Source organism: Acinetobacter sp. UBA801 (assembly GCA_002296655.1).
Lineage (GTDB): Bacteria > Pseudomonadota > Gammaproteobacteria > Pseudomonadales > Moraxellaceae > Acinetobacter.
Map to the genome: position 1 here is coordinate 14,959 of DBIN01000059.1, position 14,925 is coordinate 29,883.

Annotated in this window: 17 protein-coding genes and 2 pseudogenes; 5 read left to right on the top strand and 14 right to left on the bottom strand. The window is 42.4% G+C overall.

Translation table 11 applies throughout. The features are described from left to right. Positions 1 to 16: 16 nt before the first annotated feature. From B2W49_RS11730 to B2W49_RS11770, 9 genes are all read right to left on the bottom strand, one after another. Positions 17 to 721 carry an FKBP-type peptidyl-prolyl cis-trans isomerase gene (locus tag B2W49_RS11730; RefSeq protein ID WP_096902476.1) on the bottom strand — a complete coding sequence of 235 codons (705 nt, stop codon included), beginning with the start codon at positions 719 to 721 and terminating at the stop codon, positions 17 to 19. Between the two features lie 238 nt (positions 722 to 959). Then, positions 960 to 1,982 carry an NADPH-dependent aldehyde reductase Ahr gene (gene ahr / locus B2W49_RS11735; RefSeq protein WP_096902477.1) on the bottom strand — a complete coding sequence of 341 codons (1,023 nt, stop codon included), beginning with the start codon at positions 1,980 to 1,982 and terminating at the stop codon, positions 960 to 962. Between the two features lie 72 nt (positions 1,983 to 2,054). Then, on the bottom strand, positions 2,055 to 2,624 hold the full coding sequence (locus B2W49_RS11740; RefSeq protein WP_291341495.1) for a DNA-3-methyladenine glycosylase I: 570 nt from the start codon (positions 2,622 to 2,624) through the stop codon (positions 2,055 to 2,057). Positions 2,625 to 2,676: 52 nt separating this feature from the next. Then, positions 2,677 to 2,922 carry a hypothetical protein gene (locus B2W49_RS11745; RefSeq protein ID WP_096902478.1) on the bottom strand — a complete coding sequence of 82 codons (246 nt, stop codon included), beginning with the start codon at positions 2,920 to 2,922 and terminating at the stop codon, positions 2,677 to 2,679. Positions 2,923 to 2,940: 18 nt separating this feature from the next. Then, positions 2,941 to 3,480: a M23 family metallopeptidase gene (locus tag B2W49_RS11750; RefSeq protein WP_291341500.1), complete on the bottom strand. Its 540-nt coding sequence runs from the start codon at positions 3,478 to 3,480 to the stop codon at positions 2,941 to 2,943. Between the two features lie 60 nt (positions 3,481 to 3,540). Beyond that, positions 3,541 to 4,575: an A/G-specific adenine glycosylase gene (gene mutY / locus B2W49_RS11755; protein WP_096902485.1), complete on the bottom strand. Its 1,035-nt coding sequence runs from the start codon at positions 4,573 to 4,575 to the stop codon at positions 3,541 to 3,543. Positions 4,576 to 4,712: 137 nt separating this feature from the next. Continuing rightward, positions 4,713 to 5,075 (bottom strand): HIT family protein, encoded by a 363-nt coding sequence (locus tag B2W49_RS11760; protein WP_096902480.1) that lies wholly within the window; start codon positions 5,073 to 5,075, stop codon positions 4,713 to 4,715. A gap of 69 nt (positions 5,076 to 5,144) precedes the next feature. Beyond that, positions 5,145 to 5,885, bottom strand: a complete 741-nt coding sequence (locus B2W49_RS11765; RefSeq protein WP_096902481.1) for a dienelactone hydrolase family protein — start codon at positions 5,883 to 5,885, stop codon at positions 5,145 to 5,147. A 210-nt stretch (positions 5,886 to 6,095) separates the two neighbouring features. After that, positions 6,096 to 6,254 (bottom strand): DUF1328 domain-containing protein, encoded by a 159-nt coding sequence (locus tag B2W49_RS11770; protein ID WP_004974108.1) that lies wholly within the window; start codon positions 6,252 to 6,254, stop codon positions 6,096 to 6,098. 191 nt (positions 6,255 to 6,445) lie between these two features. Here B2W49_RS11770 and B2W49_RS11775 point away from each other — a divergent pair, with 191 nt between their 5' ends. Both B2W49_RS11775 and B2W49_RS11780 read left to right on the top strand, forming a co-directional pair. Beyond that, positions 6,446 to 6,898, top strand: a complete 453-nt coding sequence (locus B2W49_RS11775) for a YcgN family cysteine cluster protein (protein ID WP_096902482.1) — start codon at positions 6,446 to 6,448, stop codon at positions 6,896 to 6,898. Positions 6,899 to 7,015: 117 nt separating this feature from the next. Further along, positions 7,016 to 8,284 (top strand): replication-associated recombination protein A, encoded by a 1,269-nt coding sequence (locus tag B2W49_RS11780; protein ID WP_291341506.1) that lies wholly within the window; start codon positions 7,016 to 7,018, stop codon positions 8,282 to 8,284. Between the two features lie 116 nt (positions 8,285 to 8,400). Here the strand turns inward: B2W49_RS11780 and B2W49_RS11785 are convergent, their stop codons facing one another. The 4 genes from B2W49_RS11785 to dapA all read right to left on the bottom strand — a co-directional run bounded on the left by B2W49_RS11785 (position 8,401) and on the right by dapA (position 11,250). Then, positions 8,401 to 8,613 carry a cold-shock protein gene (locus tag B2W49_RS11785; RefSeq protein ID WP_004974113.1) on the bottom strand — a complete coding sequence of 71 codons (213 nt, stop codon included), beginning with the start codon at positions 8,611 to 8,613 and terminating at the stop codon, positions 8,401 to 8,403. 368 nt (positions 8,614 to 8,981) lie between these two features. Continuing rightward, complete coding sequence (purC, locus tag B2W49_RS11790) at positions 8,982 to 9,701, bottom strand: phosphoribosylaminoimidazolesuccinocarboxamide synthase (protein WP_004974116.1); 720 nt, start codon at positions 9,699 to 9,701, stop codon at positions 8,982 to 8,984. Between the two features lie 35 nt (positions 9,702 to 9,736). Then, positions 9,737 to 10,336, bottom strand: a complete 600-nt coding sequence (locus tag B2W49_RS11795; protein ID WP_026438344.1) for a hypothetical protein — start codon at positions 10,334 to 10,336, stop codon at positions 9,737 to 9,739. 14 nt (positions 10,337 to 10,350) lie between these two features. Beyond that, positions 10,351 to 11,250, bottom strand: a complete 900-nt coding sequence (dapA, locus tag B2W49_RS11800; RefSeq protein WP_291341509.1) for a 4-hydroxy-tetrahydrodipicolinate synthase — start codon at positions 11,248 to 11,250, stop codon at positions 10,351 to 10,353. Positions 11,251 to 12,067: 817 nt separating this feature from the next. On the opposite strand from dapA, the gene B2W49_RS11805 reads away from it, so the two are divergent. From B2W49_RS11805 to ppk1, 3 genes and pseudogenes are all read left to right on the top strand, one after another. Further along, entirely contained in the window at positions 12,068 to 12,469 is a 402-nt protein-coding gene (locus tag B2W49_RS11805; RefSeq protein ID WP_291341510.1) for a hypothetical protein, read from the top strand. 47 nt (positions 12,470 to 12,516) lie between these two features. Continuing rightward, complete coding sequence (gene pncA, locus B2W49_RS11810; RefSeq protein WP_096901493.1) at positions 12,517 to 13,143, top strand: bifunctional nicotinamidase/pyrazinamidase; 627 nt, start codon at positions 12,517 to 12,519, stop codon at positions 13,141 to 13,143. Positions 13,144 to 13,371: 228 nt separating this feature from the next. Then, positions 13,372 to 14,721 (top strand): annotated as a pseudogene (ppk1, locus tag B2W49_RS11815) (polyphosphate kinase 1); the annotation flags it as partial. A gap of 7 nt (positions 14,722 to 14,728) precedes the next feature. On the opposite strand, the pseudogene B2W49_RS11820 reads toward ppk1, so the two are convergent. Beyond that, a pseudogene (locus B2W49_RS11820) lies at positions 14,729 to 14,925 on the bottom strand (IS30 family transposase); the annotation flags it as partial.

Sequence of the window (14,925 nt, forward strand, 5' to 3'; positions counted from 1 at the left end):
TGAAAGGGTGATGTTGTTATTTCACTTCAATCAGTTCAACATCAAAAATTAAGGTGCTATTGGCAGGAATCATGCCTGGTACACCTTGTTCGCCGTAGCCTAGTTTCGATGGAATATACAGCGTGGCTTTACCACCTTCTTTCATCAGCTGTAAACCTTCAGTCCAGCCCGGAATGACTTGATTCAGAGGGAATTCAATTGGCTCACCACGTTGTACTGAGCTGTCAAATACTTTGCCATCGACCAGTTTACCCGTGTAGTGCACTTTGACCACAGAGCTTGCTGTTGCCTGTTTACCTGTGCCTTCTTTAATCACTTGATATTGCAAGCCAGAAGCTGTGGTTTGTACGCCTGCTTTTTTGCCATTTTCAGTTAGGAATGAATCACTGGCTGTTTGTGTAGCTTGCGCTTGAGTAGCTTGTTTTTGTTGTAACTCTTGCTGGAATTGCTCATAGGCTTTTTGTAATTCTTCTTCGGTGTAGGCAGGTTGTTTACGCGCATGACCTTCACGAACACCTGTTACAAAGCTGTTGATGTCTAGCTCTGGTGGGGTTTGATGTGCCACTTCATAACCCAAAGCATAGCTGATTTTTTCAACCGCAGAAGCATTTGCCGATGCTTTAGAAGTCGCCACTGCTGGGTTTTGAGAGGCATAATAAACAGGAACAAGAGCAGCACCGCCTAAAATTACAGCAACAGCGATGGGTAAGGCTTTACTCATAGGTTTTCTCAAATTCATTTTATAGTTAAAAAAGCAGCATTCATCTTAGCAGACTTTTTCAAAGACTTTTCTAGTTTGACACGTGGCTTTTTAACCTGTGTCGATTCAATTTTTTAATATATGCTGCTTGCGCAGTTTATTCTATAACAGACTGAATATCTAAAACATTTTTCATACATAAATTTTGCCCAGCTGAGATGAGTAAGACCGTTCAGTTGGGCAAGATTTAACTTAAAAATCAGTCAAAGTCGGCCTTTAACACCACCCGATAGCGTGCCTTGCCCTGATGCAAATGTTCAATCGCCTGATTGATCTGTGACATCGGAAAAACTTCTACCTGTGGGGCGATCTGTTTGCGTGCAGCAAATTGTAATAATTGACGCAGCGCTGCAGGTGAACCTGTCGATGAGCCTGTAACCGATTTTGCACCGCCAATTAAGCTGCCCGCCTTAATTTGCATAGGTTCGAGCGTCACACCCAGCATGTGAATAGTGCCATGCGGAGCAAGCGTACTTAAATAAGCATTCCAGTCCAAGCTTACGTTTACCGTACTTAAAATCAGGTCAAACTTGCCACGCTGGGTTTTTAGGGCAGCAGCATCACGGCTGTTCACGACATGGTCTGCACCCATAGCCAGTAATTCTGCAGTTTTGTCTGGATTGGAGCTCAACGCTGTAATTTCACAGCCCCATGCTTTTAATAATTTGATGGCGATATGCCCCAAACCGCCAATACCAATCACAGCAACATGATGTACTGCCTGAATTTGATGTTTCAAGATCGGATCAAATACGGTAATTCCACCACAGAGTAAAGGCCCTGCACTGACAGGATCGACCTCATCGGGTAATGGAATTACCCATTGCCAACCTGCACGGACTTTATCGGCAAAACCACCTGCATGTCCCACAATAGTTGCAGTTGTGCCATTGCTGCACAGCACTTGTTCGCCTGCAATACAGGCATCGCAGTGTTGGCAACTGTCTGCAGTCCAGCCAATGCCTACCCGTTGTCCTACGGTTAAGCCTTTGGCTTCACTGCCTAATTGAGTAATCGTGCCAATAATTTCATGCCCTGCCACCACAGGATACACAGAGGAATGCCAGTCATTTTGAATGACTGAAAGATCTGAATGGCATAAGCCACAATATTCGACTTTGACCTCTACCTGATGCGCCTGTAATTCACCCGCATCAAATTGATAGGCTTGCAGGGCTTCACCTGCCTGCATTGCGGCATACGCTCGAATGGTATTACTCATATTGCACCGTCCTTGTCATTGGCTGACTGTATTGATTGGTGATGTTGCATTGATTGGTTGAGTGATTGAATACTAAAGTTGAGATGTTTTTTTAAAGTCACAGTGATTTTCATGATCATCGACCATGCCTACAGCTTGCATAAAAGCATAGCAGGTGGTCGGCCCCACAAATTTAAAACCATTTTTCTTTAGGGCTTTGGACATGGCAACACTAGCGTCGGTTTGTGAAGGTGCAATACGATAGTCAGGTACATCATTCCTAATAGGCTGCTGTGCAACAAAATCCCAAAGCCATGTTACGACGTTTATATCGGCATCTTTTAATTTTTGCCATGCACGTGCGTTGTCACGAATCGCTTGTAATTTACCTCGATGTCGAATCAATCCAGCATCTTGTAATTTAAGTGCGATATCGTCATCACTGAGGGCTGCAATTTCAGTAATGCTGTATTGGAAAAAATGCTGACGATACGCTTCACGTTTTTTCAGAACAGTAATCCAAGACAAACCTGCTTGTTGTCCTTCTAGGCAAAGCATTTCAAATAAATGCGCTTCGGTAAATACAGCTTGTCCCCACTCTAAATCATGATAGGCCATATAGAGTGGATCATCGGAACACCAACCACAGCGTTGTATCGTCATGGGTCATGCTCCTTGTTGAATAGATAGCTGAATAGATATAAATGGGAAGGACTTAAAGCTGAAAAGCTGCCCATTGGTTGTTTTGGTTATCCCAGTAATATAGTTCTGCCTGTTGCAGATCGTGAAAGGAAATCCAGTTGTCTTTACCGACTTTATCTGAATAACCTGTGCTGATGAGCAGGGCATCTTCAGTAATTTCCATGACCCAGCCTTGGTGGACTTGTCCTGTCAACACAATTTTTTGTTGATTGCCAGATTCTGCAAATTCCACCAATCGATTTATCAAGGCTTCAGACATGAAATGTTCCTAACAAAATTAACGTAAATAAGGATAAGGATTGACCGCGCCGCGTCCTTTACCATTTAAATAAAGTCCGTAATGCAAATGTGCAGCAGTGTGCCGGGCGTTGCCTGTATTACCGACATAGCCAATATGCGTCCCAGCTTTGACATAATCGCCCACGTTTAAACCACGTTTGTGCCCATCTAAGTGTGCATAATAATGCCAAGTGCCTGCAGGCCCTAATATCCAAATTACTTTACCACCTAAGCGATTATCGCGTAAGTCGGCAATTAAACCTTCTGTGGCGCTATACACTTTGCTGCCTTTCGGGGCAATGATGTCGATGCCTTCATGCAAACGTCCGCTACTGCGAGATGCACCCCAAGTGTCATTCAACTGATGTGCTTTAATGCCCTGCACAGGAATGGGCAGGCGGGTTTTTAAACTCATTTGATTGAGTTTTTGCACCAAGGCAGGCGGGAGTGGGGTACTGGGACGTTTTGGTGCAGAACTACAGGCTGCTATCAATAAGGTGAAGAGTGACAGGCTTAAGACAGCAATCCATCGAAACATAAGACATCCTTGTAATGGCAGTGAAAGCAAAAATTTCATTCATCACGATGCTTGACTATGTCACAGATTGATTGCCGAGATCAATTTTTTCATGGCAGTGGGAATTCCTAAATCACTGGCTTGTTCTGGACTATACCACTCTGCATTCAGTTCAATTGCGAGGTGTTCTTGCAGATCGGCATCGACCTGAAAACAAATGGCTTCGAGCTGCCAGGTGAAATGGGTAAAACTGTGAGAAATTTGTGCACGTTGCTGCACGTGTTTAAGACCTAAACTTTGACACAACTGCTCAAAAGCCAATCTATCTTCAATTACAGGCAAACACCATAGCCCGCCCCACAGTCCGGTATTGGGACGCTGTTGCCAGAGCCATTGTTCAGCACATTGCAACACCAACACCTGTGCAGATTTTACAGGCACGGCTTTTTTCGGTTTTTTAAACGGCAGCTCTTGTTCTAAACCTTGTTGATGGGCTTTGCAGTGTTGCTGCATAGGACAATAAAGGCACAAGGGTTTTTTCGGGGTACAAATGGTGGCGCCTAAATCCATTATGGCTTGGGTGTAGTCATGGTTACGTGTGACAGGGCAAAGCTGCTCTGCCAGTTGCCACATGGCACGTTCATGCACAGGTTTGGATAAATCATCTTCAATAGCAAAAAAGCGTGCCAATACGCGCTTTACATTGCCATCCATAATGACGCCGTATTGACGTAAACCCAGTGACATCATAGCACCGCCTGTAGAGCGACCAATGCCAGGCAAGGCCATCCATTGTTCCAAGGTGCTTGGGAAATGCCCTTGCTGTGCCACAATTGCGGCTGCTTTATGCAAGTTACGGGCGCGGGCGTAATAGCCTAAACCTGCCCAATACGGTGCAACTTCATCCCAAGTGGCGCGTCCTAAATCTTGCACTGTCGGAAAGCGCTGCAAAAAACGCTCAAAATATTGCAATACGGTTTTGACCTGAGTTTGTTGCAGCATAATTTCAGACACCCACACTGCATAGGGATCATCGGCGACTTGCCACGGTAGGTCATGGCGTCCGTGTTGATCAAACCACGTGAGGAGAGCATCGGAAAAAGAAAAAGCAGTCATGCGAACCCAATATGTAAAATAGCTGCTCAGTATAGCCAAACTGGCACGGGAATGAGGTGCATAAAAAAAAGAAGATGAGCTTGCATCTTCTTCTTTCGGTTTGGTTTCACTTAGTTTGGGATAAAACGAGTGGTGGTTTAAATTTGACCGCTCATGCCCCAACGGTTATCTAGCTTTAAGGTCTGACCTGCATAGCGTGGAATAATGTGGATGTGTAAATGCTCAGATTTTGCATCAAATACATCGCCATCATTAAAACCAACATGGAAACCTGCAGGTTGATGACGCAATTGCAACTCATTGCGCGCCAACTCTAATAAAGACATCAGGCTTTTACGCTCTTTGTCGGTGACTTCAAAAAAAGAACCCACATGACGTATTGGAATAATTACGCAATGTCCTTTAGATAGGGCATTCGGTTCAGGCAAAATTACCCCAAATTCATTTTTTGCCAAAACATCATAATCATCAAAATTGCAATAAGGGCATTGCTCAGTCATTGTTATATCCTCTTCTTTAAAATTTTCTTGGCTTGCGTTGAGTATATGTTGCGTAATGGGAACAGCAGATTAATCTGTTAAACGACGATTCAACACTTCGTACATTGCCGCTAAACCTTGCTGCTCTGCCGATGCGTTGTAGCCTAAATCGACTCCATTGGCTTTTGCACGTTCATCGGCTTGAGGGTTACTAAAACCGTGTTTGGCATCTTCAAAAATAATCACTTCATGCTCAACTTGAGCCGCGTGCATTTCTTCACGGAAACTTGCGACGTCGTCTAAAGTCACCATGCTGTCTAGCTCACCATGCAACACCAAAATCTCTGCTTGTACCTGACCTTGTTGTGCAGGGGCTTTCGGGCTGAGGTTGGCGTGGAAGGTAACCACTGCTTTTAATGCTGCACCAGAACGAGCCAAATCCAGTACGACTTTGCCGCCATAACAGAAACCAATTGCAGCAAGTTTATCGCGATTTACTTCAGGTTGGGCTGCTAAAGTGTCCAAAGCTGCAGACGCACGAGTCACAATTGTGTCGGCATCTGCAAAAGTTTGCATCATCCACTCATTGGCTTGGGCTGCGGTGGTGGTGACTTTTTTATCGCCATACATATCAATTGCTAAGGCTGCAAAACCATGTTCAGCCAATTCACGTGCGCGTTGTTCGGTGTATTCGTTACGTCCCCACCATTCAGGTGCGACAATCACCCCCGCGACAGCTTGAGCTGCTTCTGGTGCAGCAAAATAACCGATCAATTTGCTGCCGTCTGCAGCTGTATATTCAATTTCGCGAGTTTTAATTGCTAAAGCCATGTCTTATTCCTTATCGTTTTCAATGCCATGATTAAAGCATAATAATATGGCACGCATTTTTAAAAACAGGGCAAAACCTGCCTATAAATGTGAGAAAATATTTTTAAAATGGGCAAATTGGCATTTACTGCATTAATAGCAGACATAAAAAAAGAAGGAATAAATCCTTCTTTTTTTATGTCTGCTTTTAGAAATTTATAGACGAGATCACTAGATTTTTCCGCGAGAGAGGAAACCAACAATTGCCAAAATCACAGCGATCACCAATAAAATAATGGCAAAGTCTTTGGATAAACCAGCGACACCACCAAAACCAAGTAAACTCGCGATTAACGCAATCACTGCGAAGATTATAGCCCAACGAAACATAATTGTTCTCCATGTGTTTTTATTGCTTCTGAATTGAGTATAGGGAGCTGAACACAGTAGAGTGTTTTGTTTTTGTGTATTAAATGTTCAGTTGTTTGAGTTAAGTGTTTGATTCATTTAAAGACCAAACAAAAGCAACAAGGTGAAATAAGGCTGATATAATGACGCAGTTTTGTTATTTTCTGTGCGCTATGTCTGATCAATTACGACCTGAATTTTGGAAAAACTATCTGCTGAATGCCTTAAATGCTGCGGAATGGGAAGCCTTGTGCGATGGTTGCGGTTTATGCTGTTTGATCAAACTAGAAGATGAAGACACGCAGGAAGTGGCCTATACCAAAGTGGCATGCAAGTTACTGGATTGTAACACAGCACGTTGTTCAGATTATGCCAATCGCTTTGACTTTGTACCCGATTGCATTCAACTCACCCCCGAAAAACTCGAAAAAATTCACTGGTTGCCGCCAAGCTGTGCCTATCGCCGTTTAAAAGAGGGCAAAAATTTGCCATCTTGGCATTATTTGAATACGGGTTCACGCCAAAGTGTGATTAAAGCCAAAAAATCTGCAGCAGGACGTTGTATTTCAGAATTGGATGTTGCAGAAGAAGACATAGAAGATTATGTGGTGCGTTGGGTGCGTTAATTCATATTGTAGAACAAACCGTGAATCGTGTTTTAGTGATAAATCGGTACGATTAGAAATACTCCAAAGCTTGAGATCATAGTAGACTAGGTTGAAGTCAAGTATAGAAATAACAAGATGTCAGAGAGTCATATTCCACTGCCTGAGCGTTTGCGTCCACGCGATTTAGCGCAAATTATTGGTCAAGATCATCTTTTAGGTGAGCAAGCGCCGTTACGCCAAATGATTGATCAGGGGCATTTGCCTTCGATTATTTTCTGGGGACCACCTGGGGTGGGGAAAACCACCATTGCTTTGCTGTTGGCGCAGGCGGTAGATCGCCCCTTTATCAGCCTTTCTGCATTGAATACTGGCGTCAAAGAGCTGCGGGAAATTATTAGCGAAGGCGGCGATTTGCTCACGCCAGTGGTGTTTATTGACGAAATTCATCGTTTTAATAAGTCACAGCAAGATGCTTTATTAAATGCGGTAGAAAAGGGCAAAATCACCTTAATTGGTGCGACCACTGAAAATCCATCTTTTGAAGTCAATAGCGCACTGCTCTCACGTTGTCAGGTCTATACTTTAAAGGCTTTAGATGCCGATGCAATTCAGACCTTGCTAATACAAGCCATTCAGCAAGATCAGTTCTTAAAAGACCGTTATATTCAGATTGAAGAATTTGATGCCCTGATTCAGTTTGCTGCAGGCGATGCACGCAAGGCTTTAAACCTACTAGATTTGGTGGCGAGCACCTTTGAACCGGATGTAGAAAATATCATCACCAACGCGATAGTGGTCAAGGTTGCGCAACAAAATATTGCCCGTTATGACAAGTCGGGCGAGCAACATTATGATTTGGTGTCAGCTTTTATTAAGTCAATTCGTGGCAGTGACCCCGATGCTGCATTGTACTGGATGGCGCGTATGCTTAAAGGCGGTGAAGATCCCACTTTTATTGCGCGTCGCATGCTGATTGCTGCTTCGGAAGATATTGGCAACTCCAACCCGAATGCCTTGTTGTTGGCAGGCGAATGTTTCCGCTCGGTACAAGTGTTGGGTATGCCTGAAGCGCGGATTATTTTAGGACAATGTGCAGTATATTTGGCGACCAGTGCCAAAAGTAACAGTACTTATTTGGCAATTAATAAAGCTATGGATTTGGCTGAAAAAACCGCCAACTTGCCTGTGCCACTGCATTTGCGTAATGCGCCGACCAAACTGATGAAAGAACAAGGTTATGGGGTAGATTATTTGTATCCACACAATTACCCCGAACATTTTGTGTTACAAGACTATTTACCGCCTGAACTGAAAGACACAAAATTGTATGAGTCGGCACGCAATAAGCGTGAAGTAGAAGGTGAGCGTTTACAACAACGCCGTTGGCAGCAGACTCAATCTTAAGTCGTTTGGTATATATGCAAAGATATTTACCCAAAATATTGGCATAAAAAAAGCTCAAGAATCAACTTGAGCTTTTTTTACATTTGTTTGCAGCCTTGAGTGCTGCATTCAAAAGCTTAGAGCGGTTTGATGTTTACAGCATTCGGGCCTTTTTGACCTTGTGCAATGCTGAATTCAACTTGCTGACCTTCGTGTAAAGTTTTGAAGCCTGAGTGTGCGATTTCGCTGAAATGCGCAAACACATCTGGACCAGATTCTGGTTGAATAAAACCAAAGCCTTTAGTTTCGTTAAACCACTTTACCGTGCCTTTCATTGTCGGATTTGACATAGGGAAATATCCTGCTGAATTTTAATATGTTGCAATCTAAAAAAGATTTGGAATTACTGGGAAAAAGATGCGACTTAAAATCTGAACAAACGAAGGATTACAAAATAAAACTACGGACTTAGACGATTAAAACGAACTTCATATTTTTCTAGTATGACAACAAGCATACACGGAATTGCAGAATACACAATTTAAATTCAGATAAATTTAAAAATAGGCGGACAGACTGGGTATTGTGGATGGGGCAAAGATTTGGTTTTTTGCAAAGATTCAGTGTATAAACCTTGCTTGGTCTACAGCAAAATACAAAAAACCGAGCAAGATTGCTCGGTTTTTGCAATTCAGCTTTCAAAATTGAAAAGCTTGAATTAGATATTGTCTAAGTCGATGCCCAAACGTGCAGCAACTTCTTCATAAGCTTCAACCACACCGCCTAAACCTTGACGGAAACGGTCTTTGTCGAGTTTTTTCTTGGTGTCTTTGTCCCATAAACGGCAACCGTCTGGAGAGAACTCATCACCCAATACAATACGGTCGTGGAATACACCAAACTCAAGTTTGAAGTCGACCAAAATCATGTTACCTGCGTCAAACAATGCTTTTAATACATCGTTGACTTGGTAAGTTAATTCTTTCATTTTTGCCAATTGTTCAGCATTGGCCCAACCTAAAGCAATCGCTTGAGATTCGTTTACCATTGGGTCGCCAAGCGCATCGTCTTTAAAGAACAATTCAAAGGTAGGTGGAGTTAGTTCTTTACCTTCTTCTACACCTAAACGACGGCAGAGTGAACCTGCAGCGTAGTTACGAATGACGCACTCTACAGGAATCATATCTAACTTCTTCACCAATACTTCGTTTGGTGTAAGTAGTTTTTCAAAGTGAGTTTCGATACCCGCTTCAGCCAATTTTTCCATGATAAAGGCGTTAAAACGGTTGTTCACCTTACCTTTACGATCTAGTTGTTCGATTTTTTCGCCATTGAACGCAGAGGCATCATCACGAAAGACTAAAATCAGGTGGTCTGCACTGTCTGTGGTATAAACAGATTTTGCTTTACCAGTATAGAGCAAGGTTTGTTTTAACATGAGGGAACCTTTTTCAAAAAAAATGCCTAGTACGGCTAGGCTGGCCAATTTTGGTAAATCTGGGCCAACAGATCTGCAGCTTTTTCTTGATCTGCAAAGCTGTTATCGGCATTGAATACGGCTAGGTTGTTGCTCGAACCGACAGAGGTCAATCTTAAGACATAAATCTGTTGATCGACCTTAATGGTTGCCTCGTAACGGTTCTTACTTTGACCAACAATGCTGTAATTCAGACTGCTGAGGGTGGCAAGTGTGTATTGCCAAATTGTAGCAGAATTTCCATCAATTTTGAGCAACGGATTTTGGTTTCCGTCAACTACAGGTTGAGGACGCCCAATTTGCGTACTGTCTTGAACTGTGTTGCTGCTGGCTTGCATGGCTTCAGGACGTGGCATCGCAAAACGGTTGCCACGAGCATTTTCAAGCTTAGGTGCATTTGCCGTTGCTAAAGGGTCAACGCTTGGTGCAGGATACAACGGTGTTGCAGGTCGAACCACAGAACCTTCCGGATATTGAAGTGGTGCTAAAGTAGCGGCGTCTTTATAGTCCAATGAACCATTATTGATGGCAAGAGAACTACAACCAGCCAAACTCAATACTGAAAGTGCGGCGATAAAACCAAAACGTAATTGCATCATACTAAGCTCTTTTATTGAATGACACCCGCAGCCTGAAGGGCTTCGCGTAACGGTGCACGATATTGTTCTGCAAGCGGAGTTAATGGCAGGCGAATTCCTGTACCAATTAATCCCATTTCATGAAGTGCCCATTTCACAGGAATTGGGTTCGATTCACAAAATAGAATATTGTGTAAATTTGCAATCGCACTGTTTTGTTGCTCTGCAGCTACAGCATCACCTGCGATTGCAGCCGCGCAAACTTGGCTCATGGCTTTTGGTGCAACATTGGCAGTTACAGAAATATTGCCTTTTGCACCGTGCAGCATCAATTGATATGCCGTAGCGTCATCGCCTGAGTACACCACCATGTTTTTGCCTGCCAAGCCAGCCAATAATTGCTGACCACGTGGCACATCGCCCGTTGCGTCTTTTACGCCTACAATATTGGGGATGTCAGCGAGACGGATGACCGTTTCATTTGACATATCTACACCAGTACGACCTGGTACATTATATAAAATGATAGGTAAATCAACTGCTTCTGCAATTGCTTTATAGTGCTGGTATAAACCTTCCTGCGTTGGCTTATTATAATAAGGCGTCACTAATAAGGCTGCATCTGCGCCCAATTGTTGTGCTTCTTTGGTCAGTTCGATGGCTTCATGCGTTGAGTTTGCACCAGTACCAGCAATGACAGGAATACGCTTATTTGCGACGCGAATAATTTCTGCGATCACTTTGGTGTGCTCTTCCATACTTAAGGTCGATGCTTCACCTGTTGTACCCACAGCAACAATACTGTTGGTGCCTTGTTCTATGTGCCACTCAACCAGCTTCTCGAGACCTTTCCAATCTACGCTGCCATCTTCTAACATTGGGGTGACAATTGCGACAATTGAGCCTTGAATGGTCTGTGCTTGCTGAGTCATTTTTTTAAAAGATCCTATTTTTCCATCCACAGAGGTGTAGAAAAGTAGATGTGGATGGTTGCAGTATTTTGATTTGGGTCAAAATTCAATCAAATTGATTAAATAATGCTTAGCTAAATTATGACTGATTCAGTGTGTCAGAACAATATGCTTTCGTCAAAGCAATCATAAACTTTGTCTAATTTAATATTTTAGGATCAGATGTTTGTTCTTTAAAATTATAACCCTCTCCTTGATGCCCAAAATTTCACCCGTATAGCGCAGCGGTCATCAGCGCTTTATTAGCCTTAAGTTTGAAATACAATGCTGAATAGGGAATGTTTATATAAAAAACGCTCAATTCAGAGCTTGTGTTGATTATATCTAATTGTTTTAATTGGAATATTTTTATTTTTTCTTTCCAGGATTAATATCTTTTTAAGTCTACTCTACATCATGCAGGCTTCTTAAATAGTGAGAATTTCTAGCTAAATAGTAGTGTTTTTAAAAAATGATAGAAACGCAGCTGAATTATTTTTTTCGCTATATTTTGCTGCGCAATCTATTTGGGTGGTTTATTGCCATTTATTGTGATTCCCTTGATGATGTGGGTTATTGCTACGTCGTATTCCAACTGTTTAAAAGATGAGAACAGTTGAAAGACCAAATAGCCTGCATCTGCAGGCTATTTTTTTTGTATGTTGATCGCTGATTTTTTAGCAAAAATACTTGAATGAAGTGTGACAAGTACTGTCGCAAAGCTGCTTAATTTATTGGGTGGCAATGACGCAAGCAGGGTATAATAAGACCTAAAAAACAGTAAAGATAAGAGCATTATTTGAAGCAGAAAAAATTAATTGCAGAATTTCAGTTGAATCAACAACAATTTTCGCTGTATCTGATTGAATATGAATTTGTTTTAGAATTGAAACGCCGTTTTCGTGCAGCAAGAACTTCTCCAAAACAAAACGCATGGTTGGCATTTGCCGATCAAGCCACTTATGAAGATGTCAACGCAGATATTGATGCCTTTCAGGTGATGCGTTTAACCCGACAGCATTTGGTCACTTATTTAACTCGGCATCCACTGCCTTATTTTTATTTTCATGCTGCCACTGCACGCAAAGCCAAAATCTATCCACGTTTTGTAAGGCATTTATTGTTGCAGCTACAGAGCTATCAATATTGTGCTGAAAATGGTTCTTTTTATTTTTATCAAAGTGAAACCACTCAGACTTAAATTTCAGCTATGCTGAGAGCAGCATTTAGGATGGGAAAGGAAACAGCATGCAGCAGCTGAATAGTGCCTTAATTGTGGTCGATGTGCAAAATGGTTTTTGTCCAGGAGGTAATTTGGCGGTTGCTGATGCTGATCAAATTATTCCCTGCATTAATGCGCTGGGGCGTGTGTTTCAGAACATTGTGATCACCCAAGACTGGCATCCTGCAACGCATGTGTCCTTTGCTGCCAATCATGCAGGCAAACAGGACTATGAGCAAATTCAACTCGGTTATGGCGAGCAAGTGTTGTGGCCTGTACATTGTGTACAGGGCACACTCGATGCCGAATTACACCCAGACCTAGATTTGCCTAAAGCACAATTGATTATTCGCAAAGGTTTCCATGAGCAAATAGACAGTTATTCTGCCTTTATGGAAGCAGACCGCAAAACCACCACAGGTTTGGCGGCCTATTTAAAAGCCCGTGAAATTGATACAGTTTATATTGTGGGCATAGCTACCGACTTTTGTGTGGCTTGGACAGCGATAGATGCCTGTGAGTTGGGTTTTAGTACCTACGTGATTGAAGATGCCACCAAAGCGATTGATTTAAATGGCTCTTTAGAACAAGCATGGCAACAAATGCTGGCACATGGTGTGCAGCGGATTCAAAGTGCAGATATTTTAAATTAATGTCAGATACATGGTTTAAGATAAAAGAAGTCACTAAAAGTGCTGTTTTGCTATAAAAATGTATTGAATGTAAGATAAAACATACAAAATCAAATTTTTAGATTGACCTTATCCTAACGAAATGTTCTGCAATTGGTTGTGGGTGTAACATGATTGTCATAATCTCTACCTACCATGCCTGCACAGAGGCGAAATAAGCAGACTGTCCCAAAGCAGCATAGAGAAGATATGGAACACTTTCAGCATTCATCTGATACTTATTTTAATCGTGAACTTTCCTTAATTGAGTTTAACCGTCGGGTCTTGGCGCAAGCATTAGACCCTGATTTACCCATTTTAGAACGGTTGAACTTTTTAATTATTTTTTCACGTAATTTAGATGAGTTTTTTGAAATCCGCGTTGCAGGTTTAATGAAGCAACTCGATTTGAATGCCATTACCCGTACCCCAGATGCCATTCCGACCGAACAGGTCTTGGCAGAACTGTCTGATAAAGTGCATCAGGCGGTGAAGCAGCAATACGACACCTTAAACTATGCCATTTTGCCGCAGCTGCAAAGTTTAGGAATTCACTTTATTCAATATCATGACATTTTGGATAAACATAAAGCGTGGATTGCCGATTATTTTGCCCGTCAGGTACAGCCTGTTTTAACGCCAATCAGCCTTGACCCATCGCATCCATTTCCACGTTTGGTCAATAAAAGTCTGAATTTTATTGTCAGCTTACAAGGCAAAGATGCCTTTGGCCGTGAAATTGAAATGGCGATTGTGCCTGCGCCACGCTCCTTGCCACGTTTAATCAATTTGCCAATAGAAGTGGCAGGCAGTGCAACAGAACACATTTTCCTGACTGCGATTATTCAACAACATATCAATGATCTATTCCCAGGCATGAAAGCCACAGGTTGCTATGCGTTTCGGGTGACCCGCAATGCCGACCTGATTTTGGCCGAAGATGTTGATGATTTGGCAGTCGCCTTAAAAGATGAACTATCCTCACGTCGTTTTGGGCGTGCAGTACGTTTAGAAATTGAAGATGATTGCCCGCAAGATATTATTGATTATTTGCTCAGCGAGTTTGATTTAGATGAACAGCAGCTATATCGGATTAGCGGGCCGATTAATCTGTCGCGTCTGACCAGTAGTTTTGACCGACCTGAATTGAAATATGCCCCTTTTGCACCTGTGATTCCTAAAATATTTCGCAAGCAAAAGCCGATGTTTGAGATTTTGAAAAAGCAGGATGTGTTACTGCATCATCCATTTGACTCTTTTCAGCCCGTGATTAATTTACTCAAAGAAGCGGCGAAAGACCCAAATGTGTTGGCGATTAAGCAAACGCTGTATCGCAGTGGCCCAGATTCTGAAATTGTGCAGGTACTGGCAGAAGCCGCGCGCAATGGTAAAGAAGTCACTGCCGTGATTGAGCTGCGCGCACGTTTTGATGAAGAATCCAATATTATGGTTGCTAACGTCTTACAAGAGGCAGGCGCGGTGGTGGTGTATGGCATTGTGGGTTATAAAACCCATGCCAAAATGATTTTGATTGTGCGTCGTGAGCAAGACCAGTTGGTGGGCGAATTCAAACATGGGGTGCGACAGTTTGAAAAGTCTTATGATAATCAACAAGCTGAGCAAATTTCTCTAATGGTGTAAGCCAATCTAACGCTTTTCTAGGACGAGTATTCAGTGACATGGCAACTTGATTTAAATAATGCTGATCTGCCTGATTTAAATCAATCCCTTTAGGTAAATATTGCCTAATTAAACCATTCATAT

What these genes read in the sequence shown, in the direction of transcription:
- B2W49_RS11730 (WP_096902476.1), bottom strand. Translation starts at nt 721, where the DNA reads ATGAGTAAAGCCTTACCCATCGCTGTTGCTGTAATTTTAGGCGGTGCT.
- ahr (WP_096902477.1), bottom strand. Translation starts at nt 1,982, where the DNA reads ATGAGTAATACCATTCGAGCGTATGCCGCAATGCAGGCAGGTGAAGCC.
- B2W49_RS11740 (WP_291341495.1), bottom strand. Translation starts at nt 2,624, where the DNA reads ATGACGATACAACGCTGTGGTTGGTGTTCCGATGATCCACTCTATATG.
- B2W49_RS11745 (WP_096902478.1), bottom strand. Translation starts at nt 2,922, where the DNA reads ATGTCTGAAGCCTTGATAAATCGATTGGTGGAATTTGCAGAATCTGGC.
- B2W49_RS11750 (WP_291341500.1), bottom strand. Translation starts at nt 3,480, where the DNA reads ATGTTTCGATGGATTGCTGTCTTAAGCCTGTCACTCTTCACCTTATTG.
- mutY (WP_096902485.1), bottom strand. Translation starts at nt 4,575, where the DNA reads ATGACTGCTTTTTCTTTTTCCGATGCTCTCCTCACGTGGTTTGATCAA.
- B2W49_RS11760 (WP_096902480.1), bottom strand. Translation starts at nt 5,075, where the DNA reads ATGACTGAGCAATGCCCTTATTGCAATTTTGATGATTATGATGTTTTG.
- B2W49_RS11765 (WP_096902481.1), bottom strand. Translation starts at nt 5,885, where the DNA reads ATGGCTTTAGCAATTAAAACTCGCGAAATTGAATATACAGCTGCAGAC.
- B2W49_RS11770 (WP_004974108.1), bottom strand. Translation starts at nt 6,254, where the DNA reads ATGTTTCGTTGGGCTATAATCTTCGCAGTGATTGCGTTAATCGCGAGT.
- B2W49_RS11775 (WP_096902482.1), top strand. Translation starts at nt 6,446, where the DNA reads ATGTCTGATCAATTACGACCTGAATTTTGGAAAAACTATCTGCTGAAT.
- B2W49_RS11780 (WP_291341506.1), top strand. Translation starts at nt 7,016, where the DNA reads ATGTCAGAGAGTCATATTCCACTGCCTGAGCGTTTGCGTCCACGCGAT.
- B2W49_RS11785 (WP_004974113.1), bottom strand. Translation starts at nt 8,613, where the DNA reads ATGTCAAATCCGACAATGAAAGGCACGGTAAAGTGGTTTAACGAAACT.
- purC (WP_004974116.1), bottom strand. Translation starts at nt 9,701, where the DNA reads ATGTTAAAACAAACCTTGCTCTATACTGGTAAAGCAAAATCTGTTTAT.
- B2W49_RS11795 (WP_026438344.1), bottom strand. Translation starts at nt 10,336, where the DNA reads ATGCAATTACGTTTTGGTTTTATCGCCGCACTTTCAGTATTGAGTTTG.
- dapA (WP_291341509.1), bottom strand. Translation starts at nt 11,250, where the DNA reads ATGACTCAGCAAGCACAGACCATTCAAGGCTCAATTGTCGCAATTGTC.
- pncA (WP_096901493.1), top strand. Translation starts at nt 12,517, where the DNA reads ATGCAGCAGCTGAATAGTGCCTTAATTGTGGTCGATGTGCAAAATGGT.